Source organism: Ferrimonas aestuarii, assembly GCF_005116665.1.
Lineage (GTDB): Bacteria > Pseudomonadota > Gammaproteobacteria > Enterobacterales > Shewanellaceae > Ferrimonas > Ferrimonas aestuarii.
In genome coordinates this window covers 212772-238407 of the sequence record NZ_SWCJ01000001.1, presented here as the reverse complement: position 1 = coordinate 238407, position 25636 = coordinate 212772, and the positions used below count along the sequence as shown (strand labels likewise).

General features: G+C 54.5%; 23 protein-coding genes, 1 tRNA gene and 1 pseudogene. 5 read left to right on the top strand and 20 right to left on the bottom strand.

Annotation, left to right across the window (positions count from 1 at the left end):
- Positions 1-544 precede the first annotated feature (544 nt).
- Complete coding sequence (locus tag FCL42_RS01175; protein WP_136861537.1) at positions 545-1180, top strand: energy-coupling factor ABC transporter permease; 636 nt, start codon at positions 545-547, stop codon at positions 1178-1180.
- A gap of 482 nt (positions 1181-1662) precedes the next feature.
- Positions 1663-3471 (top strand): annotated as a pseudogene (locus tag FCL42_RS01170) (M4 family metallopeptidase); the annotation flags it as partial.
- Between the two features lie 56 nt (positions 3472-3527).
- Here the strand turns inward: FCL42_RS01170 and FCL42_RS01165 are convergent.
- The 19 genes from FCL42_RS01165 to FCL42_RS01075 form a co-directional block, all read right to left on the bottom strand.
- Positions 3528-4154 carry a phosphate ABC transporter ATP-binding protein gene (locus tag FCL42_RS01165; RefSeq protein WP_407644360.1) on the bottom strand — a complete coding sequence of 209 codons (627 nt, stop codon included), beginning with the start codon at positions 4152-4154 and terminating at the stop codon, positions 3528-3530.
- A 104-nt stretch (positions 4155-4258) separates the two neighbouring features.
- Positions 4259-5149, bottom strand: a complete 891-nt coding sequence (locus FCL42_RS01160) for a PstA family ABC transporter permease (protein WP_136861535.1) — start codon at positions 5147-5149, stop codon at positions 4259-4261.
- Positions 5146-6024, bottom strand: a complete 879-nt coding sequence (locus tag FCL42_RS01155) for a PstC family ABC transporter permease (protein WP_136861534.1) — start codon at positions 6022-6024, stop codon at positions 5146-5148. Before FCL42_RS01155 ends, FCL42_RS01160 begins: the two co-directional genes overlap by 4 nt.
- A 16-nt stretch (positions 6025-6040) precedes the next feature.
- The gene (locus tag FCL42_RS01150; protein ID WP_229359743.1) at positions 6041-6871 is read right to left on the bottom strand and encodes a phosphate ABC transporter substrate-binding protein; all 831 of its coding nucleotides are present in this window, start codon (positions 6869-6871) and stop codon (positions 6041-6043) included.
- 307 nt (positions 6872-7178) lie between these two features.
- The gene (locus FCL42_RS01145) at positions 7179-7847 is read right to left on the bottom strand and encodes a Crp/Fnr family transcriptional regulator (RefSeq protein ID WP_136861533.1); all 669 of its coding nucleotides are present in this window, start codon (positions 7845-7847) and stop codon (positions 7179-7181) included.
- Between the two features lie 35 nt (positions 7848-7882).
- Complete coding sequence (locus tag FCL42_RS01140; RefSeq protein ID WP_136861532.1) at positions 7883-8965, bottom strand: hydrogenase large subunit; 1083 nt, start codon at positions 8963-8965, stop codon at positions 7883-7885.
- The gene (locus FCL42_RS01135) at positions 8965-9477 is read right to left on the bottom strand and encodes an NADH-quinone oxidoreductase subunit C (protein ID WP_136861531.1); all 513 of its coding nucleotides are present in this window, start codon (positions 9475-9477) and stop codon (positions 8965-8967) included. Before FCL42_RS01135 ends, FCL42_RS01140 begins: the two co-directional genes overlap by 1 nt.
- Entirely contained in the window at positions 9474-9986 is a 513-nt protein-coding gene (locus FCL42_RS01130; RefSeq protein ID WP_136861530.1) for a 4Fe-4S ferredoxin, read from the bottom strand. The genes FCL42_RS01135 and FCL42_RS01130 overlap by 4 nt, the downstream gene beginning before the upstream one ends.
- Positions 9986-10423 (bottom strand): NADH-quinone oxidoreductase subunit B family protein, encoded by a 438-nt coding sequence (locus FCL42_RS01125; RefSeq protein WP_136861529.1) that lies wholly within the window; start codon positions 10421-10423, stop codon positions 9986-9988. Before FCL42_RS01125 ends, FCL42_RS01130 begins: the two co-directional genes overlap by 1 nt.
- A gap of 2 nt (positions 10424-10425) precedes the next feature.
- A complete protein-coding gene (locus FCL42_RS01120; protein WP_136861528.1) occupies positions 10426-11394 on the bottom strand; it encodes a respiratory chain complex I subunit 1 family protein in 969 nt (322 codons plus the stop codon).
- Positions 11391-15134, bottom strand: a complete 3744-nt coding sequence (locus FCL42_RS01115) for a proton-conducting transporter transmembrane domain-containing protein (protein WP_136861527.1) — start codon at positions 15132-15134, stop codon at positions 11391-11393. Before FCL42_RS01115 ends, FCL42_RS01120 begins: the two co-directional genes overlap by 4 nt.
- Before the next feature lie 111 nt (positions 15135-15245).
- On the bottom strand, positions 15246-15992 hold the full coding sequence (hypB, locus tag FCL42_RS01110) for a hydrogenase nickel incorporation protein HypB (RefSeq protein WP_136861526.1): 747 nt from the start codon (positions 15990-15992) through the stop codon (positions 15246-15248).
- Positions 15993-16002: 10 nt separating this feature from the next.
- Entirely contained in the window at positions 16003-16233 is a 231-nt protein-coding gene (locus FCL42_RS01105; RefSeq protein ID WP_136861525.1) for a hypothetical protein, read from the bottom strand.
- Positions 16230-16427: a CooT family nickel-binding protein gene (locus FCL42_RS01100; protein ID WP_136861524.1), complete on the bottom strand. Its 198-nt coding sequence runs from the start codon at positions 16425-16427 to the stop codon at positions 16230-16232. Before FCL42_RS01100 ends, FCL42_RS01105 begins: the two co-directional genes overlap by 4 nt.
- Positions 16420-17196: an ATP-binding protein gene (locus tag FCL42_RS01095; protein ID WP_136861523.1), complete on the bottom strand. Its 777-nt coding sequence runs from the start codon at positions 17194-17196 to the stop codon at positions 16420-16422. The genes FCL42_RS01100 and FCL42_RS01095 overlap by 8 nt, the downstream gene beginning before the upstream one ends.
- Positions 17197-17238: 42 nt before the next feature.
- Positions 17239-19149 carry an anaerobic carbon-monoxide dehydrogenase catalytic subunit gene (gene cooS / locus FCL42_RS01090; RefSeq protein ID WP_136861522.1) on the bottom strand — a complete coding sequence of 637 codons (1911 nt, stop codon included), beginning with the start codon at positions 19147-19149 and terminating at the stop codon, positions 17239-17241.
- Positions 19149-19724, bottom strand: a complete 576-nt coding sequence (locus tag FCL42_RS01085) for a 4Fe-4S dicluster domain-containing protein (RefSeq protein WP_136861521.1) — start codon at positions 19722-19724, stop codon at positions 19149-19151. Before FCL42_RS01085 ends, cooS begins: the two co-directional genes overlap by 1 nt.
- A gap of 14 nt (positions 19725-19738) precedes the next feature.
- Positions 19739-20077 carry a hydrogenase maturation nickel metallochaperone HypA gene (hypA, locus tag FCL42_RS01080; protein ID WP_136861520.1) on the bottom strand — a complete coding sequence of 113 codons (339 nt, stop codon included), beginning with the start codon at positions 20075-20077 and terminating at the stop codon, positions 19739-19741.
- 427 nt (positions 20078-20504) lie between these two features.
- Positions 20505-21086, bottom strand: a complete 582-nt coding sequence (locus tag FCL42_RS01075) for a hypothetical protein (RefSeq protein WP_136861519.1) — start codon at positions 21084-21086, stop codon at positions 20505-20507.
- 208 nt (positions 21087-21294) lie between these two features.
- On the opposite strand from FCL42_RS01075, the gene FCL42_RS01070 reads away from it, so the two are divergent.
- The 3 genes from FCL42_RS01070 to FCL42_RS01060 all read left to right on the top strand — a co-directional run bounded on the left by FCL42_RS01070 (position 21295) and on the right by FCL42_RS01060 (position 22176).
- Positions 21295-21370, top strand: a tRNA-Arg gene (locus tag FCL42_RS01070).
- Between the two features lie 159 nt (positions 21371-21529).
- Complete coding sequence (locus FCL42_RS01065) at positions 21530-21949, top strand: hypothetical protein (RefSeq protein ID WP_136861518.1); 420 nt, start codon at positions 21530-21532, stop codon at positions 21947-21949.
- Positions 21946-22176 carry a hypothetical protein gene (locus FCL42_RS01060; RefSeq protein WP_136861517.1) on the top strand — a complete coding sequence of 77 codons (231 nt, stop codon included), beginning with the start codon at positions 21946-21948 and terminating at the stop codon, positions 22174-22176. Before FCL42_RS01065 ends, FCL42_RS01060 begins: the two co-directional genes overlap by 4 nt.
- A gap of 184 nt (positions 22177-22360) precedes the next feature.
- Here the strand turns inward: FCL42_RS01060 and FCL42_RS01055 are convergent, their stop codons facing one another.
- Positions 22361-25600, bottom strand: coding sequence for a type I restriction endonuclease subunit R (locus FCL42_RS01055; RefSeq protein WP_136861516.1), 3240 nt, complete (start codon positions 25598-25600; stop codon positions 22361-22363).
- Positions 25601-25636 lie beyond the last annotated feature (36 nt).

The following is a 25636-nucleotide window of genomic DNA, read 5'->3' as shown; positions in this document are numbered from 1 at the left end:
AGCTTGTTACGTCGGCGAGTCCAAAACGACCCGCACGGTGATAACAAGCGTCCAAACATTTGATTCCAACATCTATGCCAACAATGATTCAAATCACAAAACCAACAAGCAAATCCATATAAAACAATAACATAAACACAAAACACTCATGACTGCAGTTAGTGATTATCGAGAAGAGTCCTTCCAGAACCGTTAACCAAAATGATAACCAACCTATGGGATTTATCATTTTGATATTGATTAACTGGCCTTCCAAAAATATCGAATAATATCGATTCAATAAATGAACTGAATTTATTTAATAATAGGAATCATTATTAAATTATCGTCACTGAAATAGTCGTCGATGCAATAATCGCATTCGCACCACACCTCGGAAAAACAGCGGCGCCACTGATGCCGATGCCAAAATTAATATCAAACCAGTGAAGCAACTCAACAACAGCAACACCGCCCTCATACAAACAGGAATTTTCCCCCAAGGGCTTTAGTCTCACCGATGAATTAGGTTACGCTTTTATAAGGCCGATTAAGGATAATAACGATGGCAGCACTGGAATTTTTGGCTTGGGGACTGTGGGCGTGGCTGGCGTTATACTGCTTACGAACCGGTCAATTGTGGCAACGCATTCGCAGCCACAGCTCGGTACAACATCTAACTCTTGGCTTTACTGTGGGCCTCTTTCTGCTGTGGCAGCTGCGGGCGGGCATCTACGATGGCTTGGATCTGCATTTTGTGGCCCTCACCGTGACTACCTTAGTCTTTGGCTGGCGCAATGCCATCGTGGTGGCCAGCTTGGTGCAATTGGCCATTATGGCCGTGGGCATTGAGCCCTGGCACAGTGGCGGCATCATGGCACTGCTTGGCATTGCCGCGCCCATCTTGTTGAGCTTTGCCATCTTGACCCTAAGCCACAACTACCTGCCAAGAAATCTGTGGATCTACATCTTTATTGATGGTTTTCTCGCTGGCATCGCCTGTTTTGTGGTTCGCACTCTCCTGCTGAGTTTATGGTTCAGCGGCCAGTACGACTGGTACATTGTTCAAGACAACTATCTGGTTTTGATGCCGTTGTTCTTCTTCCCCGAAGCCATGCTCAATGGGTTTACCACCACATTATTGGTGGTCCATCGCCCCCATTGGTTGGCTACCTGGCAAGATACGCCAGATTCCCTGTAATCAAGACCACTGCCAACCCTTGATAACTCAGGATGGTGTTCTAGACCCCGCGGAAAACCGGCTTGAAAAACACGTAAAATCGCTCAGTTTTCAGCCAAACAAATCAAGACAATCAGTACCGACATAAAACTGCAAAGAAACCGCTATAAATTAGCGGCTTAGTTAGCCCTCCTCCCTAGGTGCTGGCGTTTTCCTTTGCGGGGCTTCTGCGGTTTGATTGCACCCGAAGAAGCCCTTTTCTTTCGCCATTGGTGGCATTTTCTCAATCCCTCGATCCACATCCGCCATCCAGTAAAGGTTTCACTAGACTCACAAACAAAGTGCTCTTTTCCGACCTTTTTGATTGGTTATTGCTTTCATCCTCCTTTTGATAACTGTGCCTAAATGACTAGTGAGCTGGAATTTTGTTTTGCAGCTCACGCAATCAACGATACAAATCGCTGAAAAATGGATAGTTATTATAAATTAGAAAGGACTTGTAGATGAAAACTACATTAACCGTAACCGCAGTCGCCACGGCGCTGCTTATCGCAGAGGGGGCCGTTGCAGCCCAGTGGCAAGAAGTCACCCCCTCCAGTAACCAAGGCATCTCAGCCAACTCAGTGATGACCCAAACACTGAACCAGCAACTGAATCTGCCAACCGGTCACACCTTAGAGCAAGTTCGGGCGATCACCTCCGCCGCGGGACTGACTAAGGTGCGCTATCAACAGATGTACCAAGGCGTCAAGGTGTACGGCGCTTCGGTGGTGGCTCAAACCAATAGCTTTGGCAATATGCAGCTCAGCAGCGGTCAGGTGATGACCCAACTAGAGCAAGACTTGCCGTCGATGCAGACCCGCCTGAGTCCAGACGATGCCATGAGCAAGTTTGCAACTTCAGAGACCCGCGAAAACGAAAACGCGGAGCTATTCATCTACATGGACGACAACAACCAAGCCCGCTTGGTGTACCGTCTGTCCTACTTTGATGCTGGCGATCACCCATCTCGTCCCTTCGCCATCATGGACGCCAACACCGGCGAGATCATCGACCAATGGGAGGGCTTAGCCCACGCCGAGGTCGGCACCGGCCCAGGTGGTAACGCCAAAACCGGTCAGTATGAGTACGGCACCGACTTTGGCTATCTGGACGTAACTCAGTCAGGTAACACCTGCACCATGAGCAACGCCAACGTCAAAACCGTTAACCTTAACGGTGGCACTTCTGGCTCCACCGCCTACAGCTACACCTGCCCGCGCAACACCGTAAAGAGCATTAACGGCGCGTACAGCCCGCTTAACGACGCCCACTACTTCGGTAATGTGGTGTTCGATATGTACAACGATTGGTACAACACCGCGCCGCTGACGTTCCAGCTCACCATGCGAGTGCACTACAGCAGCAACTATGAAAACGCCTTCTGGAACGGCTCCTCCATGACCTTCGGTGACGGCCAAAACACCTTCTACCCGTTGGTGAGCCTGGACGTTTCTGCCCACGAGGTTAGCCACGGCTTTACCGAGCAGAACTCCAACCTGCGCTACTCCAACCAATCCGGTGGCATTAACGAGGCGTTCTCCGACATGGCAGGGGAAGCCGCCGAGTACTTCATGAACGGCAGCAACGACTGGTTGGTCGGCGCTCAAATCTTCAAGGGCAATGGCTCTCTGCGCTACTTCGAAGACCCAACCCAAGATGGCCGCTCCATCGGCCACGCCGATGATTACACCAGCGGCATGGACGTGCACTACTCCAGTGGTGTGTTCAACCGCGCCTTCTACCTGTTGGCCAACACCAATGGTTGGGGCGTTCAGAAAGCGTTTGAAGTGATGGTGCGTGCCAACCAACTGTACTGGAGCATCGACACCACCTTCGACGAAGGCGCCTGTGGGGTGAAAAAAGCCTCTGACGATGCCGGTTACAACAGCGCCGATGTTATCGCCGCCTTTAACACCGTGGGCGTCAACGCCAGCTGTGGCTCTACGCCGGATCCAGACCCTGTGGGCGGTGAACTGCAAGATGGCGTTGCGGTTAGCAACCTAAGTGGTGCCAGCAGCTCTGAAACCAACTACTACATCGACGTGCCCGCCAGTGCTAGCTCGGTTAGCGTGACCATCAGCGGTGGCAGTGGCGACGCCGATCTGTACGTACGTGCTGGCGCGGCGCCAACCACCTCCAACTACGATTGTCGCCCATATCGTTGGGGCAACAACGAAACCTGCAACATCAGTACCTCAGGTGATACTCGGGTGTACATCATGCTGCGCGGTTACTCATCGTTCTCTGGGGTGACCCTGAAAGCGGATTACTAAGCACTAGAAACCACAAAGGCCCTGCGGGGCCTTTTTTAGTGTTAGGCATTTATCTAGCTAATGCCGACGATTCGTCCTGACTGCATCTGAATGTGCACGTCTGCCAGCGCCTCAACCTGCGCCTCACTGTGCGACACCATCACGATGCTGTACTGCGCCGCCAATTGGCTAATGCACTGCTCGATGCGCGCCGCCGCTTTGGGATCCAAAGACGCGGTAGGCTCATCCAACAGTAACAGCTCCGGCTCCATCGCGAGGGTTCGCGCTAGGCACAATCGCTGCTGCTGACCACCAGAGAGAGAATCGGCACTTAGCGTCAGCCGATCGCCAATCTCCTCCCACAAACTGGCTTGTTCACAGGCGCGGCGAATCTTAGCCCTTGCCGCCGCTTCAGACAGTCCCTTAACCACCTTAAGGGGCAACAGCAGGTTGTCTTCGATGCTGCCCGGCAACAGCTGCGGGTGCTGAAACACCATACCGACCCGTTGACGCAGCTGCGGTAACCCTTGCTGAGGAAGACGATTAACCAACACCGGACCGCTAGACAACATCAGTTCGATGTCTCCTTGGGTGTGACAATTACCATCGCTGTCATTGAGGCGATTGAGGGCTTTAAGCAGAGTACTTTTGCCACACCCTGAGTGGCCACTGACCACGGCCACCTTATGCTTTTCCAACATTAGGTTGATGTCATCCAGAGCCGTGCGGCCATTAAATTGCACCGACAAGTTACGAATGGTGGCGATGCGAGACGATTTACAACTCGCCCCTTGGGGACAATGGCTCATGCTTCCTCCTGCCCTTGGTTAGGGGATAAAACTCGCTGTTGGTAACCACCCACTAACGCCACCACCAAGGTGGACAGTGACGCGGTCAGTATCAATAGGATCAACGCGGCGCCAAAGGCCATCTGCAGCTCAAACTCAGACTGATACTGGGCACCGTAATAAAAGATGGTGAATGGCAGCGCCTGAAAGCGTTCAAACAGACCGCCAGCCAAGCCCGCACTGGCCACCGCTCCGGTCAGCATGATCACCGCCGTATCCTCGGCAGCACGCCCCAGCGCCAAAATCACCCCGGCGACAATGCCCATGCGCGCCTCGGGCAAGCGCACATGCCACAGCGCCTGCCATGGTGTCATCCCCAGCGACAGCGCCGTGACCTCAAGGCTTGAAGGTTGGGCCATCAGCGCCATACGCGTGGCCATCGCCAGATAGGGCAACACCAGCATGGCCAAACACGTTGAGGAGAGCAGCAAACTGCTGCCCGCACTGGCAAACAGGTGCTGCTTTAAAAATACAATCAGGGTGAAACCAAACAGCCCCATCAATACCGATGGAATGCCCGCCAGCAGATCAACCACAAACGCCAGTGCCTGAGAAAAGCGAGAGTGTGGCGTCAACACCAGATACAACCCGGTGGCGATGCCCGGCACCAACGCTAAGGCCAGTGCCAACAACACCGCTTTTAAGGTACCCACACAGGCTGGCCAGACCCCCTCCCACACCGGAGTGTTCCCCAGCATGGCCGCCCACGGCTCGGCGTCTCCAAACAGCAATGCCAAACTTAACGTTGGCCCACCTTTGATCACCACAAAGCCGATGACTGCCACTAGGCAAGCCACCACCAAGGTACTGGCAAACAGGCTCCAGCGTCCCAGTAAGCGCTCACTCATGACAAGGCTCCCGGTGTGCTTGATGTGGTTGCGTTGCCCTTCGGCGGCGCAGCCAAACGCCGCACCAACGCCGTCACCAAGGTACTGAACAGCAACAGCACTAACCCAGCCACAAACAGCGAGTTATACATGCCGCTGCCATGCTCGGTGGCGATCACCAAACCGATATGGGCAGTCAACGTACGCATGGAATCAAGCAGATCAGCGCTAAATTGCGGCGCGTTGCCCGCCAACATCATCGGCAGCAAGGTGTCACCTATGCCTCGGTTAAACCCCATCAAAGTGGCACTAAACAGGCCGCGACCACTTCGAGGCAGCACCAGGTAGCGCAGCAGCTGCAGATCGCTAAAGCCCAAGGATTGGGTCAGTTGTCGATAGCGGCGCACCAAGGGGAGGCAATGGTTATCCAGCATCATCACCATGGTGGGCAGTATCAACAGCACCACCATCAAAATGGCCGCCAGCAAGCAGAAACCCGAGCTGTTAACGAAGATCTCCCGCAGCAGCGGCACCAACAGAAACAGCGCCGTTAACGCGTACACCACCGTTGGCATGCCCGCCATCAAACGAATTAGCCGCCTCAGCCAGAGCCCCAGGGTTTGGTATCGCTCCAGCAGGCAGAAACAGACCACGCCGATGGCCAGCGGCAGTGCCAACGCCGTGGCGCAGAGGCCGAGCAGCAGCGAGCCGAGGATCATGGCCCCAATGCCAAACTGCCCGGACTCCGGCTGCCAAGGGCCTATCAACATCGACAGGTCGCTTTGAGCAATCACGGGCAGGGAGAAGTAGAGCAGGAAGCCGAACAGAAGAGTAATCAGCGACAGTGCCAGCCCGACGGGCAACAGCAACAGCCGCTGGGAATTGATATTAATCAACGAACACCTTCAGCCATTACTGAGCAGCAACCGGGATGTAGCCCGAAGCTTGAATGTACTTAGCACCATCGGCGCTGAAGATGTAATCGATAAACTGCTTGGTCAGCCCGCTAGGTTCACCCTTGGTGTTCATAAACAGCTTACGAACCACAGGGTAGTCGCCGTTGGCGCAGGCTTCGTTGGTTGGCGTCACGCCATCCAGACTTGGGGCTTTGACCATGGCATCGATGTAACCAACGCTGCTGTAACCGATGGCTCCCTTGTCGCGGGAGACCGCCGACTTCATGGCGCCGTTGGAAGCAACGACGTTTGCACTGTTAACCACGCTGCCTTTATTCAGCAGCTTCTTCACGAATACCGAGCGAGTGCCACTGGCTTCGTCGCGGGTGTAGATATGAATGGCCGCGTCTGCGCCGCCCACCTGTTTCCAGTTGCTGATCTTACCGGCATAGATATCGATTACCTGCGCCTGAGTCAGGTTTGCCACTGAGTTATCTGGGTGCACAATTACCGCCACGCCATCAATGGCAAACGGGTAGGAATTTAGGCCCTGAGCGGCCTCTTTTGGCTTAAGTGGACGGCCAGTGTTGCCGATTTCCACCAAGCCTTTGCCCACCTGCTTGGCGCCAACACCGGAGCCACCACCAGCGATGGTGATGCGGATCTCTGGGTTGGTGGTCATGATCGCCTGAGCGGCTTTCTTCATCACCGGAATGTGGGCAGTGCCGCCAGCAATGTTCAAGGTGCCACTCATCTGTTTAAAGTCGCTTAGCTCGGTGGCCATCGCAGACGAACTCAACACCAGTCCCAACAGACACTGACTCAAAACCAAACAAAAATTACGCACAAAAACTCCTTACGGCGCCGGCCTCTCCACCACCACAAATACGCCATCGGCTCGCCAATAAAGGCGCAGCCAAAACTGCCCTACTCGAAGGCCTTAAGCGAATTTAGTCAGAGGTGCCAGATAGATTTAACAAAAAAACACGGGGGCTTCAGGGTACGCCTAGGCAAAGCCCACATCAATAATAATGTTATTGATGCGCACCTTGAAATATATGCCAGCCATGATAGGGAGAGTGACAAGCGCTCAAAAATGGCGCGCTCTAGTGAGGCGCCAGCTCTGGGCAACGAACATTGAGCGCTTAGCTAGGTTAAGAGGGCTGCTCTAACAGCGCCTCCATCTTTTCCAGCTCGGGAATCACAAAATCTCGGCGGCTGTGGCGCTCAAGCACCCCCTCTTTGATGAGGTTATTCAGCAGAGAGGACGCCGTTTGACGAGTGGTGCCGATGAGCAGCGAAATCTCTTCCATGTTGAGATCGCATTCAAAGGCCAGCCCTTTTGAGGTTTGGGTGCCGCGCTCCTGCGCCAAAGCCAAGAGAAACTCCACCAACCGATACTGCACATCGTGGAAGATGATCCCTTCAATCACATCTAAAGTACCAGAGAGCACCTGACCAAGAATTCCGGTCATCACCATGGACACCTCAGGAAAGCTCACCACCTCCTGATGAAAGCGGTGAACGCTGATCATCATGATGGCGCTCTCTCGACTGGCCTCAATCAGCATGCGGCTGTGGGTGGTAAAGATGTCGCCGGGCTCCAAGAAAGAGAGGGTAAACTCCCGCCCTTCGTAGGAGAGATACAGCCGCAAACGGCCTGAGACCAACACAAACACCTTACTCTCTTCGTGGCAGTCCTGAGACAACAGCTGGCCCCGACGCAACTGACGACAGCAAAAATCGGACAGAAACCCTTCGTACTTGGGCTTTTTGAGCAGTTCAATCATGTTGAACTGGCTCAATTTCATCTTAGAGTACATCCAGCTGTTCCTTTATTTGGCTTTCTGACGCCGCGTTACCGTTCCGTGCAGGAGATGCAGGGATCAATGCTGTTCACCATCAATGACACATCCCCCACCTTTTCGCCAATCATCATGGTTCTCAAGGCGTCCCAGTTAGGGTAACTCGGCACGCGCCACTTGAGGCGCTCCGGCTGATCCGAACCATTGGTTTTCAGATAGTAGATCAGCTCTCCTCGGGGCGCTTCGCTCTTGGCAATGGCCTCTCCCGCCGGGATCACGGGCAAACCGGGTATCGCCGTCGCCCCTGCTGGCATCTGCTCTAAACACTGCAGAATCAGCTCCAGTGCCACCACCACTTCATCCAGACGCACCATGGCCCGCGACCAGACATCACCGCCGCTTCGCGTCTGAATCTCAAAGTCGAGCCTATCATAAACCGCATAGGGAGCTTGAACTCGAACATCGTACGCCAAGCCTGACCCTCTGGCGACTGGGCCAACAAGCCCATGTTTTCGCACGTCCTCCAAGGTTAAAATGCCCACCCCTTGGGTACGAGAAACAACGAAATGATCGGAGCTGTAGATGTCACGAATCTTGTCCACTTCCGGCAGCAGTTTGGTCAATTGCTCCTGCAACCAAAGCCGCTGCGTTTCATCGATGTCGTATTTCACTCCACCGATGCAGTTAGCCCCCAGATCCATGCGATTGCCATAGATGGTCTCTTTCACATCCTGCATCACCTCACGGGTTTCAAGCACATGCATAAAGAGGGAATCAAACCCAATGATATGAGCCATGATGCCCACGTTAAACAGGTTCGACGCCACCCGTTTTACCTCATCGGCAATCACCCTTAAGTATTGGCCTCGTAGGGGCACCTCAATTGCCGCCAACGACTCCAGCGCCATGCAATAGGTGGTGGGGTGGCTGTTGGAACACAACGAGCACAGCCGCTCAGTCAGAGTAATGTTTTGATAAAAATTGCGTTTCACCGCCAAGTATTCCAATCCGCGATGCACATGACCTGCGGTGATCTCCAGATCGCGAATGGTCTCCCCCTCCACATCCACCTTGAAATACATCGGTTCTTCAAGGGCAACGTGCAGTGGGCCAACAGGAACTTTATAACCGCTCATCAGTGCTCTCCTCGGCTATTCATGATCTTCTCCCACAGCGATTTGGTGCTTGCGGCGTTGACCAGATCGGAAAACGGAATGTACCGCTGCAACACCGCCGGCGAGATGTTCTCATCGATAAACAATCGACGAGGATTGGGGTGACCGACCACCTCAATGTCATACAGCTCCATAAACTCACGTTCGTTCCAATCCGCGTTCAGAAACACCGGAGTTAACGACGGCACTTTGGCCCCGTCCTGTGCCAACACCACAATGGCGGTTACCGTCGACCCATCCAGATCGAAGTGGTAGGCGATCTCAAAGTTAGGAGAAACCTGATAAGCGGTAATGGTGCTCAGTCGACCACCCAGCTCATCAATCTGCTTGGCGAATGGCAGCAACTGCTCCGACTTCGTCAACTTAGCCCAGGCCACGGTAACGCCCTTGGCATCGGTAGATTGACGCCAAGAGTCCGGCTGCTGCACCCCCATCCCAAGGCTGTCGGTAAAGCGTTGAAACATCGGGTTCATAGCATCTCTCCTTTGGTGAGCTGTTTGGCGGATCGGGCGCGGCGACAATCTGAGCAAAGTCGAGCTAGGGTGCGGATGTCGTCATTGCTGCCGCAGTAGGCTTTGCCCAACAAATTACTGGTTGCCTGAGTGATGGTTTCACCGCAGCCCTCACAGGCCAAGTGAGGGATCAGATCGTGCTCAACCATGTGGTATTTATCTGATTGATGGTGAGCCAAATGCCAATCCTCAGTCAGACGAATGGCACCGGGCATGCAGTAGTGTTCGCACAGACCACAAAAGGTGCAGCTGTTGTGCCACACGGTAAAGGTCGTGCCTTGGTCGGTCTGCTCAAAACGGATGGCACCGCCAGCGCACACGTGCTCGCACATGCGGCAGGCGCTGCACTGGCTGGCATCGAAACGAATACGACCTCGTAGCCCCTTCGGGGTAAAGGTGTCACCAAATGGGAAGGGATCCGTTGATGGGCCTTTTTTAAGGTTCTGCCACAGCAGTTTCAGTATCTTCATTAGGCCTCCTGCAACCGCTGTTTCCAGATCTCAATGGCCATGGCCACCCCTTCTAAGATCGCCTGAGGTCGAGGCGGGCAGCCGGGAATGTTCACGTCCACGTCGAAGTAGCGGTCAATGGGGCCCTCAATGGCATAGCTATCACGAAACACCCCGCCACTGATGGGGCAGATGCCAACGGCCACGGTGACCTTAGGATCAGGGATCTCCTGATACACCCGCAGCACCTTGTCTTTGACTCTGGCGGTCAACGGCCCGGTGATCAAAACGATGTCGGCGTGCTTGGGGCTGCCGCAGTACTGGCAGCCAAGGCGCTCAACGTCATACCGAGGAATGCACGCCGTGGTGGCCAGTTCAACGTCACAGCCATTACACGAGCCAGCATTGATTCGATAGAGCCAGGGCGACCGAGCCGCCAAGTTGGAAAATAGCGCCATGGTTACCCCCTTGCAGCACCGAACAACACCAAAGCCAGGCTCAGTACACCGAGCAGCTCAGGCCATTTGAAATAGAACAGGAACGCTTGATCGATGCGCATGCGTCCCACCGAAGCTCGCAGCAGCGTCTTGGCCGTTAAGAACAACACCAGACACTTGATAAGGTGCACTGCCAACCCGGCAACGCCCATTACGGAGCCCGGCCAGAACAGCACCACCGCCAAACTGAACACCACCACGGTTTTCAAGGTGGACATCAGCTTAAACATCGCCAAAGCGGGCCCGGAATACTCCAGCAGCGGGCCCTCAAGCAGCTCCGATTCCGCCTCAGGCACATCGAACGGCGGCACCCCAAGATTAGCGGGAATCACACTTAAAAAGGCCAACAGCGCTGGCCACAGCCACGGATTGGTGATGAAGCTGCCGTTGGCCTGCTGCCAAGCAACAATCTCCGTAAGGCTTAAGCAGATAAGGCCGCCCTGAGCTACGCCGACGTGGATCGCCACGCTGAGTAACACCAGCAGCAGTGGCCCCTCATAGGCCAGCATCATGGTCATCTCTCGCGAGAAGCCGATGGCACCGAAGGTGGAACCGGATGCGGAGCCACTGAGCATGATCACCACCGCAGGCACCGCCAACAGATAGAGCAAGACCAACATGTCCCCAAGCTGTACCTGCGGCTGATACCAGCCGGGTACCGGCACCAAAGCCAATGCCACCGCCATGGCACACACCCCAGCGGCGGGCAGATAGAGAAACAGCCCAGCAAAAGCGCCTTTAGGCACCATAGAGTGCTTAGTCATCAACTTTGCAACATCAAAAAACGGCTGTAAGAGTGGCGGCCCAATGCGCCGCTGCAGACGAGCCAACACAATGCGATCAGCCCCTTTGGCCAGCAGCCCTAACCCCAGACCACTCAGTGCCACAACCATCACCAAGAACGGCAGGTGCAACAGTTCAAATTCAATCATGACTCTCTCCGTTTAAATGGCGCGGCCAACATCGCCAGCAGCGCTTTCGGCGACTCGTACAGCGCCGCTGCCCCCATGTGACTGTCGGCGTCCGTCAGATCGTCTACGCCACAGCTGTGGGTGTGGATGGACACTCGTTGAGGCGCACTGAGGCGATAAAATCCCCAACAGGCCCCCGCAGGCAATAGCAGGGCTAAGGTCAGTGCCAGCGGCGACCAACCACCGGGCATGGGGCCAAATACGCTGATCTCAGGTGCCACCAGCCCCATGGAAGTGACAATGGCCGCAATGGGCACCAGTGCCAGTCCAGGGAACAGTCCCAACACCACACACGCCAGCGCGGTAAGCACCATGGGCCACGCCATGGAGGCCGGAGCATCGGTCAAATGGGCTACTTTCTCGGAAGGTCGACCTAGGAACGCCACGTGGGTAAATTTCAGCACCGCCGCCAAGGTAAACAGGCTGGACATTAAGGTTGCCAACGCGAACAGGTAGTGACCGGACTCCAAGCTGGCCTGATAGATCATCCACTTAGATGCAAACCCGTTGAGGGGAGGAATTCCCGACAGCGACAACCCAGCAAACAGGAACAGGCCAAAGGTCAATGGCATGCGCTTACCCAAGCCACCAAGGTCGTCCAGGCTGTGCAGATGCGCCTGCGCCAATATCACGCCCGCCCCCATGAACAGCAGGTTTTTAAGCAGCATGTGGTTTACAAAGTGCAGCAGACCAGCGCTGATCCCCAGAGGGGTCAACAAGGACAACCCCAGCAATACATAAGCCAACTGACTGACCGTACTGTAGATAAGCAGCCGCTTGATGCCGGTTTGAATCATCGCCATCGCCCCAGCGCCCAGTAGCGTCAGCGCCGCGATCACGCCCACCACAAAGGCAGGCCAAGGCAAGCCCTGCAGCTCACTGAAGTGCGCCGTTAAGGTGGTCAAACCGATGGCAGCAAACACCTTCAACATGCCAAACGGACCACTTTTTAGTAGCACCGCCGAAATGTAACCGCTCACCGGAGTCGGAGCCGTCGGCGGGTGCATCTGCACATCGATGCGTACAGGCATCTGCGCCGCCTTCATCAACAGCCCCGCCAATACCAGCACTACCGCCGTGGTGCTCCACGCTGTAGGCATTAGCAGCAGTCGATCTCCCAGCCCCGCTAACGCCAGTTCACCGGAAGGCGCCGCCAACATCACCACACCAAGGAACAAACAACTGGCACCAAACAAGTTAAACATTAGGTATTTAAACCCTTCATCTAAGGCTTGTTCACTCTCCTCATGGATGATGGCGAAGTAGAGAGTCCAACTGCTCATCACCTCCCAAAATAGGAAGAAGTTGAACAGGTCTTGGCTGGAGCAGATGCCAATCAATCCCCCCATCATCAGTAGGAAAAACATCAAAAATCTCGGCAAGCTATGCCCATGAGCCATGTAGCCTTTGGAATAGAGCAAGCTCAACAGGCCAACACCCGCGACCAAGATGGCGAACCACCATGACAGCGGCTCAAAATGCTGACTCTGCTCAATCACCAGCCAGAACGAAAGCGCCATTACCGCCATCGACAACGGCCCCGCAAAGTTTGGCTGCCGCTTACCAATCAGGTACACCAAGGGCGCGCCCACACAGGCCACCAATGCCGCCCACGACCAGTCAATAACCAAATCTGGCAACTGACCACCTTGAGGCGCCAACTGGGTAACCACAGGCTCGACCAACCCAAGCACATAGGAGGGGAACAATCCTGCCAACAGCACCAGTGTCGCCAGCAACACTTGCGGCAGCACCATGAACGTCGGCGCTTCCTCCTCTTGGCGTTCACTTGAGGTGAAAAACAGCACCCGGAAAATGCGAAGGTAGTACACTGCACCGATGAGGCTACCCACGAGGATCAGCACCGCCAGCATTAGGCTTCCCTGCTCGGCCGCCGCATAGATCATTAAGAATTTGGAGAAAAAACCACTGAATGGCGGCAGCCCCATGATCGCCAGCAAACCGATGGCCAAACAAACGCCAGTGATGGGCATTCGACGGCCCGCCCCCGCTAGGTCAGTCAACGTTTTGCTGCCATAGCGATAGATAATGGAGCCAGCGCAGAGGAACAGCAGGCTTTTGAAGATGGCGTGGTTAAGTAGGTGCGCCAGCCCACCAGTCAGCGCCAGATAACTCCCCAGCCCCAGTACGGCGGTGATCTCCCCCACCTGAGCCAAAGTCGAGAACGCCAGCATCCGTTTCAGATCCGACTCTTTAAGGGCAGCAATCTCCCCATAGAGCAAGGTAATGGCGCCCAGCACCGTCACCACTAAGGTGATGGAAACCGAGTCCGACAACCGTGAAATTGCCGCCGCCCCAAACACCACGAACACCATCTTCAAGATGCCATACAGGCCAACCTTGGTCAGAATCGCCGACATCGGCGCTGAAATAGACGATGGCGCGACCGGGTGCGCATCGGGCAGCCAGCCGTGGGCAGGCCAAAGCCCAGCCTTAACCCCTAAACCAACAAGGAAACAGAGCAGAATCATTAATGATTCGGTGACAGGCAATTGCCCAGCGGATTGAGCCAGCACACTGAACTCAAAACTGCCCAAATTGGCATGGAGCAGCAGGATGCCAAAGTGCATCACATAAGCGCCGCTGGCACACATCAAAAAGTACTTTCGACCCGCTTTTAGCGCCTTAACGGTGCGTGGGTGGATCACCAACAAGTAGGAGGTCCAGGTCATCAGCTCCCAATAGAGGTAGAAATTCCCCAGATCGGTGGCGGTCACCACGCCCAACAGCGAGCCCAACATCAGCAGCAGGAAGAAATAGTAACTGTTGGCTCGCGTATCCTTGCTCATGTAGGCCACGGAATAGACACACACCACCAGCATCACCAGCGCAATGATCACCGCGAACAGCCAGGAGATGGCATCGGTCATCGGCAGCTGCCACGCCATTACCAGAGCGCCAGCGGCTACCGCCTGAACGGCGATGTCTCGCAGTTTGGTGCTGAACAGCCCAATCAAGAACACAGCGAAACCGCTCAAGTAGGGCAGCAACACGATCGGCTGCCACGGCGACTCAAATTTCGGCATGCCATGACCATCGGTGAGGCCATTCACCGCTCCAACCCAGTGCAGTAACGGCTCAGGATCGATGCTCAAGGCGACCGTGGTCAGCGCCGCGAAGAGCATCAGCCACACACTGAATCGATTGTCTTTAAGCTCCGCCATCATCGGGCGATTGGCCGAGGCACCGAAGCAGATTTTGTGGGTTACGCTGAGGGTATAGAACGCCGCGATGATCCCAGCCACAGTGGCCACTGCCGCCAGCAGCCAATGCCCCTGATCAACCGCCACATACAAAATGATGAACTTACTAAACGCCCCTTTAAACGGCGACAGCCCCATAACGGAGAACAGGCCAAAGCCAAACATCAGTCGGCTTAAGGGCATATTTGGGGCCACGTGGGCCACCTTATCAAGGCGGTCGCTACCGGCGGCCGCTATCAATCGCCAAGCGGCGACGATCACCGACAGGCGCATCACCGCCTGCAAACACAGATGAAACCAAGCACCGGTCTGAGCCAGAGGCTCACCCAATCCCAGACCCATCATCAAATACCCCAGCTCCGCTAGGGTTGCAAACAGCAGCAGTCGGCCTAAACGAGCTCGACTGCGCAGAGCCCATAGCTCCCCGAGCAGCAGCAGGCCGGCACCCAGCCAAGCCAAAATGGAAAACGGTTCCATGGAGTTCCTCGTATTGTTGCCGTTGTCAGGCTCAGGGCCTGAAATTCGCTTCCCCAGCCCTCTCTCCAGACAGGGAAGCTCAGTCACAAAAATTCTGAATCGATGCCGCCGTTAGCTGACGCCTTGGTCAGACAACTTCTGCTCAAGCCACGCCATCCACGCCTCCATGCCCTCGCCATTTTTGGCCGACAACGCCATCGACTTGTCCTCAAGTCCCAAGGTATTCAGATAGCGATTCGCGCCTGCCAAACTGAAGTCGTCAAAATGGGCCAACAGGTCGAGCTTGGTAATCAGCACTCGATCCGCGGCGCGAAACATCACCGGATATTTGGCGGGCTTATCCTCACCTTCGGTCACCGACAGCAGCACCAGATTCAGGTGCTGGCCCAGATCAAAACCGGCGGGACAAACCAAATTGCCAACGTTCTCAATGAACAGCAGGTCAAGCTCCTCAAGGGGCAATTGATGCAGGGCGTCGTGAACCATGTGCGCGTCCAGGTGACAGGCCATTCCCGTAGTGATCTGCACCACAGGCACGCCCTTTGCGGCGATCCGCTGTGCGTCGTTTTCCGTCTCAAGATCCCCTTCAATCACCCCGGCTCGAACGCCTTGTGCGTTCAATCGCTCTAGGGTGTGCTCCAGCAGGCGCGTTTTGCCGCTGCCAGGTGACGACATCAGATTGATGGCCAAAATGTTGTGCCGAGCGAGGTGGTCACGATTGTGATTGGCCTGATGATCGTTCTCATCCAGCAAGCCGGTCAGAAGCTCTACCGCATCTCCCGGTTGATGCAGGTGGCCGCCGGGCTCCACCAGATGTCGATTGCCCGGGGTCAGGTTGCAGCCGCAGTTGTTACACATGGCATCCTCCTCACTGCTGTGATTGCTCAGGCACCTGGGAAAGGGCCTGATTGAGGGCATCACTGGTGCCACGCATCTGCTCAACCACCTCAAGCAGAGAGTCCGCCAATTCAGCCAGTTCATGCTGAATCAGCTGTTCCCGCCACCGCTCCATCTCCAAGATGTGGGCCTGATTGTGCTCCTCCCAGTGGGGCAGCAGAGTGCGGATTCGTTCAATCAGTTGTTGCTGTGCCGGTTTCATGATGCCTCCTCGGGCTCTAGGTGAATTTGCCCCTGCATCATGTCCAGCAGAGTGATTCGATACCCTTTGAGGGTTCTGGGTTTATCAAACAGAGTTTCGAGGCTCAGCCCCGGCGGAATCACCTCCACTCGGCTCACCTGAGAGACCTCCTCCCAGCCGTCTGCATGTTTAATTCGAGCGGTAAAGTTACACATGGCGTAGCTCCTGCTGCAGTTGAGTTTGGATGGCGGCGGCTTCGGCAATGAATTCGCCCTGACAATCGAAGGGGGAGTCGCCACGGCGATCGGCACCGCGCAGCGCTTCACTCCAGCTAAGGTGCCCCAATAGGCGGCGGCTGGTGCCCAGCCCCTGCTGCACAAATTCCAAGTCGTCCTGCCCTTGAACCTTACTGGCAACAAAGGCCACCCGCTTAATTCCCAACTCTTTAGCTAGAGTTTCCGCCTGCATGGCGGTTTGCAGGCTGCGCTGGCCGGGCTCCACCACCACCACCAGCATGTCTACGGCTTCCGCGGTTCCCCGTCCTAGGTGCTCAATGCCCGCTTCCATGTCCATCACCACGCACTCATCGCTTTTCACCAATAGGTGGCGCATCAGGGCACGCAGCAAGGTGTGTTCTGGGCAGACGCAGCCACCGCCAGCCTGCTCCACGCCGCCCATCTTCAGCAGCTTGACCCCTTGGTGTTCTAGGGCGAACTGCTGCGGCAGATCCGCCACCGTTGGATTGAGCTTAAAAAAGCCGTCTCCACTGGCACCGGTTCGCTCTCGGGCCAACTGTTTCATCTGGGAAAATGGCGCTATCTCTTCGGCGCGTTCAGCGCTGATGCCGATGGCGCCCGCCAGATTGGCGTCGGGATCCGCATCCACCGCCAGCACGGTGAGCCCCTGACTGGCCAAGCCTCGGGCCAGCAATCCGGCAAGCGTGGTTTTCCCCACCCCACCTTTTCCTGTTATGGCAATCTTCATCGCGAGTCTCTCCAGGGGAGGCAAGCCTCCCCCTATTTGCGGTTACAGGCCCAAAGCGGCACGTTTGCGGCGGATCACCTCCACCAATTTGTCGCCAGCGACCTCGGGATCGGTTTCCACTAAGAAGTAGCCACCAAACAGCTGCTCGGCGTCTTTGGTCATCAGGTCGGTCACCACCTGAGAACCGGTCACCTGTGGCATGGTGCCAAGGTGCGTAGGCAGTCCCAGTGCCACCGACCAAGACGCGATTGCAACGGCTTTCTCCGACATCGCTTCCGGCGCTGAAGCCACCAGAGGCAGATCCGTCAGATCCAAATTCAATCGCTCGGCCAATGCCGTCGCCAAGGTGACCGCGCGGCTGTTGTCCACACAAGACCCCATGTGCAGCACCAGCGGCAGCGGCCCATTAAGCCCCGCGGCCTCGCCCACGGCGGTCAGCACCGCTTTAAGGCCATCGCCAGCGTAAGCTTCGGTGGCTTGCTGATTCATCAAGCCGCCTTTGGCAAAGGCTCCTGCGCCACACCCAGTTGCCAGCAGCAATACATTGTTTGCCGCCAGTTTCTTAGCGATGGTTTGGTAGCTGTTGTCTTGAACGCTCTGGGTGTTGTTGCAGCCAGCAAACAGCGCGATGCCTTGAATGTTGCCGTTGGTGATGTTGTCCAGCAGCGGCTGCAGTGGGTCTTCACTATTGACCTTGGCCAGCGCATCCACCACCGCTTCGGCGGAGAAGCCCACCACGGCGGTGCGCTTGATGTCAGGGATGTTGATTCGATTTGGATCGCGGCGACGATAGGCGTCGATGGCTAGGCGAATGATCTGGGCGGCGTTCTCTCTGGCATGTTCCTCTTTGAAGGAAACATGGCGTGCGCCCTGAATCTTGTTGTCGCCCATGGTGGTGATCACCTCGGTATGGAAACAGTCACCGATCTGCGGCAGAGATGGCATGATGCACTGCACGTCCAGCACCATCGCATCCAAGGCTCCCGTCAGAATCGCCATCTCTTGGCTCAGGTAGTTGGTGGCCAACGGAACCCCGTGGCGCATCATCACTTCGTTACCGGTACAGCAGATGCCAACGATGTTGATTCCCAGTGGGGCTCCGGCGGCAATGGCATCCTGATTGAGTTCATCAGCCATTTCACAGATCACTTCACTGAGCAGTGGGTTGTGGCCGTTCACCGCAATGTTGATCGCATCGGCCTTGATCACGCCGATATTGGCTTCGGTCACCACAGGAGCTGGGGTGCCAAACATGGCATCAGAGAGTTCGGTAGCCAAGGTCATGCCGTTGAAGTCAGCCAGCGCCCCCTTGACCCCACCTAGGAATAGGTTGGTTGGGTCGGCATCACAGCCGATGTGGGTCCGAGCCATGATCTGCGCCACGGTGGCATCGATGTTATGGGGCAAGGCGTGCAGCGACTTGAGCTTATCCAGTCGCTTGGCTGGCAAACTGGCTTCAATCCAGCGACAGGCCACGTCGTGATCCTGATTCTGATAATCCCCCAGCGTCAGGGTGGCCACCTGATACGCCAGAGAAAGAGTGTCCTGCCCTTGGGTTTCAATGCCCAAACGAGTGGCGATCGCCTGCAGCTTTTTCGGGTCACGAATGGAATACGCGGGCAGTTCGCCTTTACCCACTTTCTGCATCGCCAGTGCAATATGACGACCGTGCTCTGAGTGGCCAGCGGCACCCGCCGCCATCATGCGAGTAACGTTACGGGCGGCGATGGTGTCTCGGTTGGCACCACAGATGCCTTCACTTGGGCCATCACCAAAAGGGTCGATGCGGCAAGGCCCTTTCCAACAAACACGACAACACAATCCCAGTGAGCCAAAACCACACTGAGGTTGCTGCGCCTGATTCCGGTCAAAGACAGTGGCGACCCCTTCTCGCTCAGCCACTGGACAAAGGGCGGCCACCGCCGGATCTACGGATTTCACTTTAATTTCCATCAGGATTTCCTCAGTGTCAGAGACATGTGTTTCTGGGATTGGGCGAGCTCTTTGGCTCGGGCTTGAATCAGCGCCATTCGGTAGGCTTTCATCTCAACCAGACTGATCGCCTTGGTTGGGCAGGCTTCGACACAGGCAGGATCGCTTTTGCCCGTTTCAGCGCGCCAGTCTCGACATAGGTCGCATTTGAGCGCCACCCCTTGATTGTTGCTGCCGTCGACTTGGCGGTGACCATCACGTCTGACGGTAATGGCCCCAAAGGGACAGACCATGACACAGAGCTTACAGCCGACGCAGCTCTCTTCGGTGATCTGCACTTGGCCATCCTGCTGACGGCAAGCGCCGGTAGGACACACCATGGTGCAGGGGGCGTTCTCACATTGACGACACTGCATGGGCATCATCACATCATCGCTGACGACCACCTTGGTGCGGGAATGGAGCGGTTTGCCATCGCGCACCGCCTCCATCAAACTCCCGCCACCGTGGGCCACCGCGCAGGCTAGCTCACAACTATGGCAACCCAGACAGCGCTCTGCGTCGGCATAGATGATGACGTTTTCCGTTTCTCTCATAGCTTTCGCCTTCTTCAGATCTCAAAGCTTTCAATGAACAGCTCCTCACCCTGAGTCAGTTTCAGTGACGTGGCGTCACACTCGGGGCAGCGAAAACAGAACTGCTGCACCTCAAACGACTCAGAGCACTCGAGGCAGGTGGCGCGGGCCTCTACGGTGTCAATCACCAGTTCCACCCCCTCCAATACCGTATCTTTGACAAACATCTCGAAACAGAAACGCAAAGAGTGGGGTTCCACCGCCTTTAATCGACCCACTTTTAAGGTCACTCGGCTGACCGAATTGACCCCAAGCTCAGCGGTTCGCTTAAGCAGAATTTTCACCAACCCTTGGGTCAAAGCTGCTTCATGCATTACCGTTTCTCCTAAGCCATGTTGGGTTCACATTTATGAAACATCAGGGGTCGGTGAATTACTGTCAGCTGAGTGACAGATGGATTTGAGAACAGAAAAAGTGAGAACTCGCTCAAAAACCAAGCGCTGGGGTATCGACGGGATAAAGGGGTCAGGTTAGGGCGAGAAGCTAGCGCAGTAATTCACTGCCCTAAGCGACCTGAATATAAGAAATGAACGACTAAAGAGAGGAAGTTAAACCACAAACGTGAGCGGAGCAATTCGGGACTGTTGACCAAGAGGTCGATAAGAGATCAAAGCCGGAACCGCTGCCAACAAAAGTGACAACAAGCATAAAAGGAGGCATCAAGGCCTGAAGAACATAAACACAAAGAAGAGCCTAATCGGCGCTGCAGTAACCCGAACACCGCACTAGGCTCTCTGGTATTTAAAGCTTGTTCACCAAATCGATGCCGCCCAGATCCACATGCAGCCACAGTGATGAACCGGGCGCCCCATCGGAGTTGGTTATCACCCCATTGGCACCCAGTAGCGCCGTACGCTCAACCTCACTGCCACCGCCATGGATTCCGCCCACATCCACGCTCACATGAACCTTAGCCAGCTGCGGCTGCCCCTTGATGCCGTATACCGTCATCTGCCCTGCTTCTAAGGACAACAGATAGTCTTCTGAGGCATCCAGCCACACATCAAACACCGTGCCCTGATTGTCGCCCTCACCAAAGCAGCCCTTAACATGCTGAAACTGCCATTGATTACCGCTCTGAGTTACCGCAATTTCAGGTTGGCAACTGCCTTGGGGCCGATAGCTCACCCGAGCGTTATCTCCAGCCCGCATTGCCGATTGGGCGACCTTGTTGTGCTCATCAAGAAAGTGCACCAACACCGTGCCTTTATCAAAGCTGATGCGATCCACCTGGCTTGGCACATCCGAAGTGCTGGCACACCCAGCCAGCAGCAGTAATGACCCCATGATGGCGCCAGACTGCGCCAACAACGCTCCCTTCATATAACCGATCCTTGTCTGCTTGCTTCCCGTTGCAGCCAAACTGAGTACCCCCCCCGCTTGGCTGACCAAAAGTTAACCTAACATCCTTATGGGTAAATGGCAGCCACCGCGAAGGTAACGACTAAAATTCGACTGGATGTTTTGCCAGCAGTTAACGATTTAGTCATTGATACTTATAATTAAAGCTGGCTAAAATGCTTGTCATTGCCTCCCTATAGCTCAACAGGATAGAGCAGCCGCCTCCTAAGCGGCCGATGAGGGTTCGAGTCCTTCTGGGGAGGCCATCAAATCAATACAGTTATTATAAATCAATAACTTGTTCAAGGCCGCCCCACTAAATCTAACTCATATCTAACTTTTCATTAAAAAATAACTTTTCTTCAAACTCGAACATTAGAGATCACTAATGTAAAATTGACAGTATTAGGGTGTTTGGGGGGAGTATGGATAGAGACAACAATGGTCAGTTCTTGAAGGGGAACACGTCGGCCAAAGCAAAACGAGGCTACAAAGACCGAGGTCGCCAACTGGCTCGCATGTTTACCGATGATGACATTACTCAGGTTTACCAAGCACTGATGGCCAATGCCGTTGCTGGCGATACTGCCTCGATCGCACTAATCAGCCGCTACATCGCCCCAGCACCAAAATCGACCTACGCCCCAACCCCGTTCGACTATGACGCTACAGACCCGCTCAAGGGCGCTGAGTCCATCATGAATGCCATTGCCAATGGTCAGTTGCCCGCAGATGTTGGCCGCTCTCTCCTAGAAGGCGTTGGCACAGTCCAGCGAATCAAAGAGATGGCTGAGCTGGAAGTACGCCTGAAGCAGCTTGAACAGAAGCTGGAGGATGAGTTGTGAGACGTTTAGAAACACGTATTAAGCGAGCCGAACGCTTAGCCAACGGGAGCCTGTCAGATTTCGATACCGCATTCCGGCAGGCGTTCAATTCAATCCAGATTCCAGAAAGCCCTATTCCTGATCCGAATAATTATGGACTACCTAAACAGCCTGATATTGACGATGACTTTTTTGAAAACCTCGAAAGGAAGTGGTGGCTTGCCAAAAGAAGTCAGGTGAAATCGTGAAATAGCAGCACACCTGCGAGCACAGGGGGGGAGGGGGAGGCTGCAAACCGCAACCCCCTACCCCCACTTTGTATATGTCCGTTCAGCAAATTTTGGAATTTCACCATGGCAAAATACGGCCAATTTACGGTGCTCGTCGTCAACGGTTTCCCTTAGTAGCAGAATTGACGTGACGAGCCGATACTCATACTCGGTGGGCTTTAAAGTTCTCGGCCTGCTCGAACACATCCTGATAGACCTCATTAAAGGTTACCGGTGGGTATCCGTTCTTCGACAGCAACATGATCAAGTCGACTTTCAACTCTGACTTAATGTCCTCTCGATTATTCCAATCGGGGTAGCTCGATTTGTCATCCACCACCGCTTTCACTTTGGCGGCCAGCTCTAATAGTCGGTCATCCTCATAGGGGAACTGGTACTTGGTGGCAACATGCTTGAGAATGTCATAGAACGCCTTCTCTTCCACAGTGATACCGAGATCCGCAAAAGATCCCATCTCAACCTTAATGTCAGCCATCAAGGCCAGCAGACTATCAACGGCCTCTTTATGCACCTCAACGCTAAAGGCATCTTCTTCTTTGCGTTCGTTGTAGATATCCACCAAAGATCGGAAACGCTTTGCAAACTCAATGGCTTTAATCTGGTTGGTCTTTTGGAACCCGTCCAGCGCTTTAGCCAGCATCTTTTTCAGCAGCTCGATTTTGGTATTTGGCAGCTTAAGTTTGTCCAGTTTGGCCAGATAGTCATCATCAAAAATGTCGATCTTGTCGGCATCCGTCTCACCCAGATTGAATAGCTCTTCAACACCGTCAGCCCGAATTGCTTCGTCGATCATATTGCGAACTCTGGCGTTCATCTGAGCCAGATCCGGCGCTTCACCCTTGGTTAACTTGACCACAATGGCTCGGATCGCTAAGTAGAAATGAATCCTGTCACGCTGTTGCTGGGATAGCTGGTCACTGCCACAGCAGACGTCATACGCAGCTTTCAGGCGCTTTACCAAGGCCGTAAATCGCTTCTCAAGCTTACTCACCGACAGCACAAATTCCGCCGCCCGATTAAGGCAGTTCAACTGGGCAACGGGATCGCCGTGAAAATAATCTTTGGCATCAAACTTATGCATCAATTGGCCGAGCAGATCCAAATGATCTTTTACGATTACCACCGACGCTTGAATGTCTTCAAAGTTGGATTCATCCGCCTTCGAGAACTGCGCCAGCGCTTGATTCATCTGCCGCTTGATGCCGATGTAATCCACCACTAAACCCTTGTCCTTACCTTCGAACTTGCGGTTAACCCGAGAGATGGTCTGGATCAGGTTGTGACGCTGAACGGGCTTGTCGATGTAGATGGTATCGAGAAACGGCACATCAAATCCGGTCAGCCACATGTCGACAACAATGGCGATTTTAAAGTTGGATTTGTCGTTCTTAAACTGGCGGTCTAGCTCTTTGCGGTACTCCTTGCTGCCCAGCAGTTCGTAGAGCGCCTTCTCATCGTCTTTTCCACGAGTCATCACCATTTTGACCCGCTCCATCGGCTTAACTGAGTCCTGCTCTTCTTTAGTGAGGCTTTGTCCCTCTTCACAGGCTTTTACCACAAACCAGTCTGGGCGCAGGGTTTTAAGCTCCTGATACAAAAGCCAAGCAACCTCACGACTGCTGGACACAAACATGGCCTTACCTTTAATGGTTGAGCCCTCAGCCAGCCGCTGCTCATAATGTTCCACAAAGTCTTTGGCAATGGCACTGATGCGATCGGGATCACCCAATATCGAGCCCATGGAGGCCATCGCCTTTTTGCTCTGCTCAATCTGGTGCTCATTAGCCCCTTGTTCGGCGCAGTCCTGATAGTACTTGTCGATCTCTTGCAGCTTAGCGTCGTCCAGCAGCACCTTGGCAGCTCGCCCCTCATAGACGATGCGCACGGTAATCTCATCATTAACCGACTCGGTCATGGTGTAGCTGTCCACCACTCGACCAAAAACGTCGAGGGTGGCGTCGATGGGGGTGCCGGTAAAGCCAACAAAGGTGGCGTTAGGCAGCGATTGATGCAAGTAGTAGGCAAAGCCGTAAGTCTTACGAACCCCCTTTTCGGTCACCACCACCTTTTGGTCGAGGTTCACCTGGCTCCGGTGGGCTTCGTCGGAGATGCAAATTACGTTGCTGCGCTCGGTTAATAGCTGGGTATCTTCGGTGAACTTATGGATGGTGGTTAGGAACACGCCACCACTTTGGCGGCCTTTTAACTTAGCCCGAAGATCGTCACGGCTGGTGACCGTTTCAATGGTGTTATCGCCGACATACTGCTTAGCATTGGTCATCTGCTGAGAGAGCTGATCGTCTAAGTCGGTGCGATCGGTGATCAAGATGATGGTCGGGCTAGCAAAGTCACGGCTCTTCATTAGGCGGCGGGTAAGAAACTGCATGGTGAAGCTTTTGCCACAGCCTGTTGCCCCGAAGTAGGTGCCCCCTTTACCGTCACCACCGTGATTTTCACCGGTTTCTGGGTCGAGGCTTTTTTGTGCGGCTTTGATGCTGTGGTACAGCTTGTTCACGGCGTAGAACTGAGGGTAGCGACACACCACCTTCATTTCGTGCTTGCTGGTATCGGGAAAATAGATGAAGTCTCGAATCACCAGCCGCAGCCGCTGTTGGTCAAACAGCCCTTGTAACATGGTGTGCAAAGAGTCGATGCCGTGTTTCTCGACCGACTCATCACCGGTTACCTTGCGCCAGCCATAGAAGAACTCATAGGCGGCAAACCCACTGCCCATCTTGTTGTTGACGCCATCACTGATGACGCAAAATGCATTGAAGACAAACAGCTGGGGAATATCACGCTGGTAACGAGTGGTCAGCTGCTTATAGGCATCATGAATGGTGGCATCTTCACGAATGGCACTTTTAAACTCGAACACCACCAGCGGCAGCCCGTTAACATAGACAATGCCGTCAGGGATGCGAGAGGTCTCTTTACCGTGAATCTCAAGTTGATTGACGATCTTGTAAAGGTTCGCATCTGCTCGGTAGGCCGGATGCGCCTCTGCGGCCAGAGCGGCCTTATCCATAGATTGGCCAAGGGCTTCTAGGCCGGAATAGTCAATTAACTCAATCAGCAGATCCTTATGATTGGGATCGTCACGCTTTAGCACAAAGCCATCCGCCAACCACTGGCAGAACTGTTTGTTGCTGTCGTAGAGATCGCTGACCGGAAGCGATTCCAACTGACGGGTAATCCGCTCTACCTCAGCCTGAGTCAGCCCTTGGTCGCCATAACGACGCATCAAGAACGCTTCTAAGTCAGCCTTGATAAGCACCTGTTCTGGCTTGCGACTTACCGCCTCTCCAACAACATGGGGGTAATGCTGCTCACCCAATAACTGGATGATGGCGGCTTCTAATTTGGCTTCGGTGAACTTCATTAATTTCCCTAGCTAATCTAAACGGACGACTCTACA

Excerpts from the sequence above, each read along its gene's own strand:
- FCL42_RS01175 (WP_136861537.1), top strand. The coding sequence starts at position 545 with ATGGCAGCACTGGAATTTTTGGCTTGGGGACTGTGGGCGTGGCTGGCG.
- FCL42_RS01165 (WP_407644360.1), bottom strand. The coding sequence starts at position 4,154 with ATGTTGGAAAAGCATAAGGTGGCCGTGGTCAGTGGCCACTCAGGGTGT.
- FCL42_RS01160 (WP_136861535.1), bottom strand. The coding sequence starts at position 5,149 with ATGAGTGAGCGCTTACTGGGACGCTGGAGCCTGTTTGCCAGTACCTTG.
- FCL42_RS01145 (WP_136861533.1), bottom strand. The coding sequence starts at position 7,847 with ATGTACTCTAAGATGAAATTGAGCCAGTTCAACATGATTGAACTGCTC.
- FCL42_RS01140 (WP_136861532.1), bottom strand. The coding sequence starts at position 8,965 with ATGAGCGGTTATAAAGTTCCTGTTGGCCCACTGCACGTTGCCCTTGAA.
- FCL42_RS01135 (WP_136861531.1), bottom strand. The coding sequence starts at position 9,477 with ATGAACCCGATGTTTCAACGCTTTACCGACAGCCTTGGGATGGGGGTG.
- FCL42_RS01130 (WP_136861530.1), bottom strand. The coding sequence starts at position 9,986 with ATGAAGATACTGAAACTGCTGTGGCAGAACCTTAAAAAAGGCCCATCA.
- FCL42_RS01125 (WP_136861529.1), bottom strand. The coding sequence starts at position 10,423 with ATGGCGCTATTTTCCAACTTGGCGGCTCGGTCGCCCTGGCTCTATCGA.
- FCL42_RS01120 (WP_136861528.1), bottom strand. The coding sequence starts at position 11,394 with ATGATTGAATTTGAACTGTTGCACCTGCCGTTCTTGGTGATGGTTGTG.
- FCL42_RS01115 (WP_136861527.1), bottom strand. The coding sequence starts at position 15,134 with ATGGAACCGTTTTCCATTTTGGCTTGGCTGGGTGCCGGCCTGCTGCTG.
- hypB (WP_136861526.1), bottom strand. The coding sequence starts at position 15,992 with ATGTGTAACAACTGCGGCTGCAACCTGACCCCGGGCAATCGACATCTG.
- FCL42_RS01105 (WP_136861525.1), bottom strand. The coding sequence starts at position 16,233 with ATGAAACCGGCACAGCAACAACTGATTGAACGAATCCGCACTCTGCTG.
- FCL42_RS01100 (WP_136861524.1), bottom strand. The coding sequence starts at position 16,427 with ATGTGTAACTTTACCGCTCGAATTAAACATGCAGACGGCTGGGAGGAG.
- FCL42_RS01095 (WP_136861523.1), bottom strand. The coding sequence starts at position 17,196 with ATGAAGATTGCCATAACAGGAAAAGGTGGGGTGGGGAAAACCACGCTT.
- cooS (WP_136861522.1), bottom strand. The coding sequence starts at position 19,149 with ATGGAAATTAAAGTGAAATCCGTAGATCCGGCGGTGGCCGCCCTTTGT.
- FCL42_RS01085 (WP_136861521.1), bottom strand. The coding sequence starts at position 19,724 with ATGAGAGAAACGGAAAACGTCATCATCTATGCCGACGCAGAGCGCTGT.
- hypA (WP_136861520.1), bottom strand. The coding sequence starts at position 20,077 with ATGCATGAAGCAGCTTTGACCCAAGGGTTGGTGAAAATTCTGCTTAAG.
- FCL42_RS01075 (WP_136861519.1), bottom strand. The coding sequence starts at position 21,086 with ATGAAGGGAGCGTTGTTGGCGCAGTCTGGCGCCATCATGGGGTCATTA.
- FCL42_RS01065 (WP_136861518.1), top strand. The coding sequence starts at position 21,530 with ATGGATAGAGACAACAATGGTCAGTTCTTGAAGGGGAACACGTCGGCC.
- FCL42_RS01055 (WP_136861516.1), bottom strand. The coding sequence starts at position 25,600 with ATGAAGTTCACCGAAGCCAAATTAGAAGCCGCCATCATCCAGTTATTG.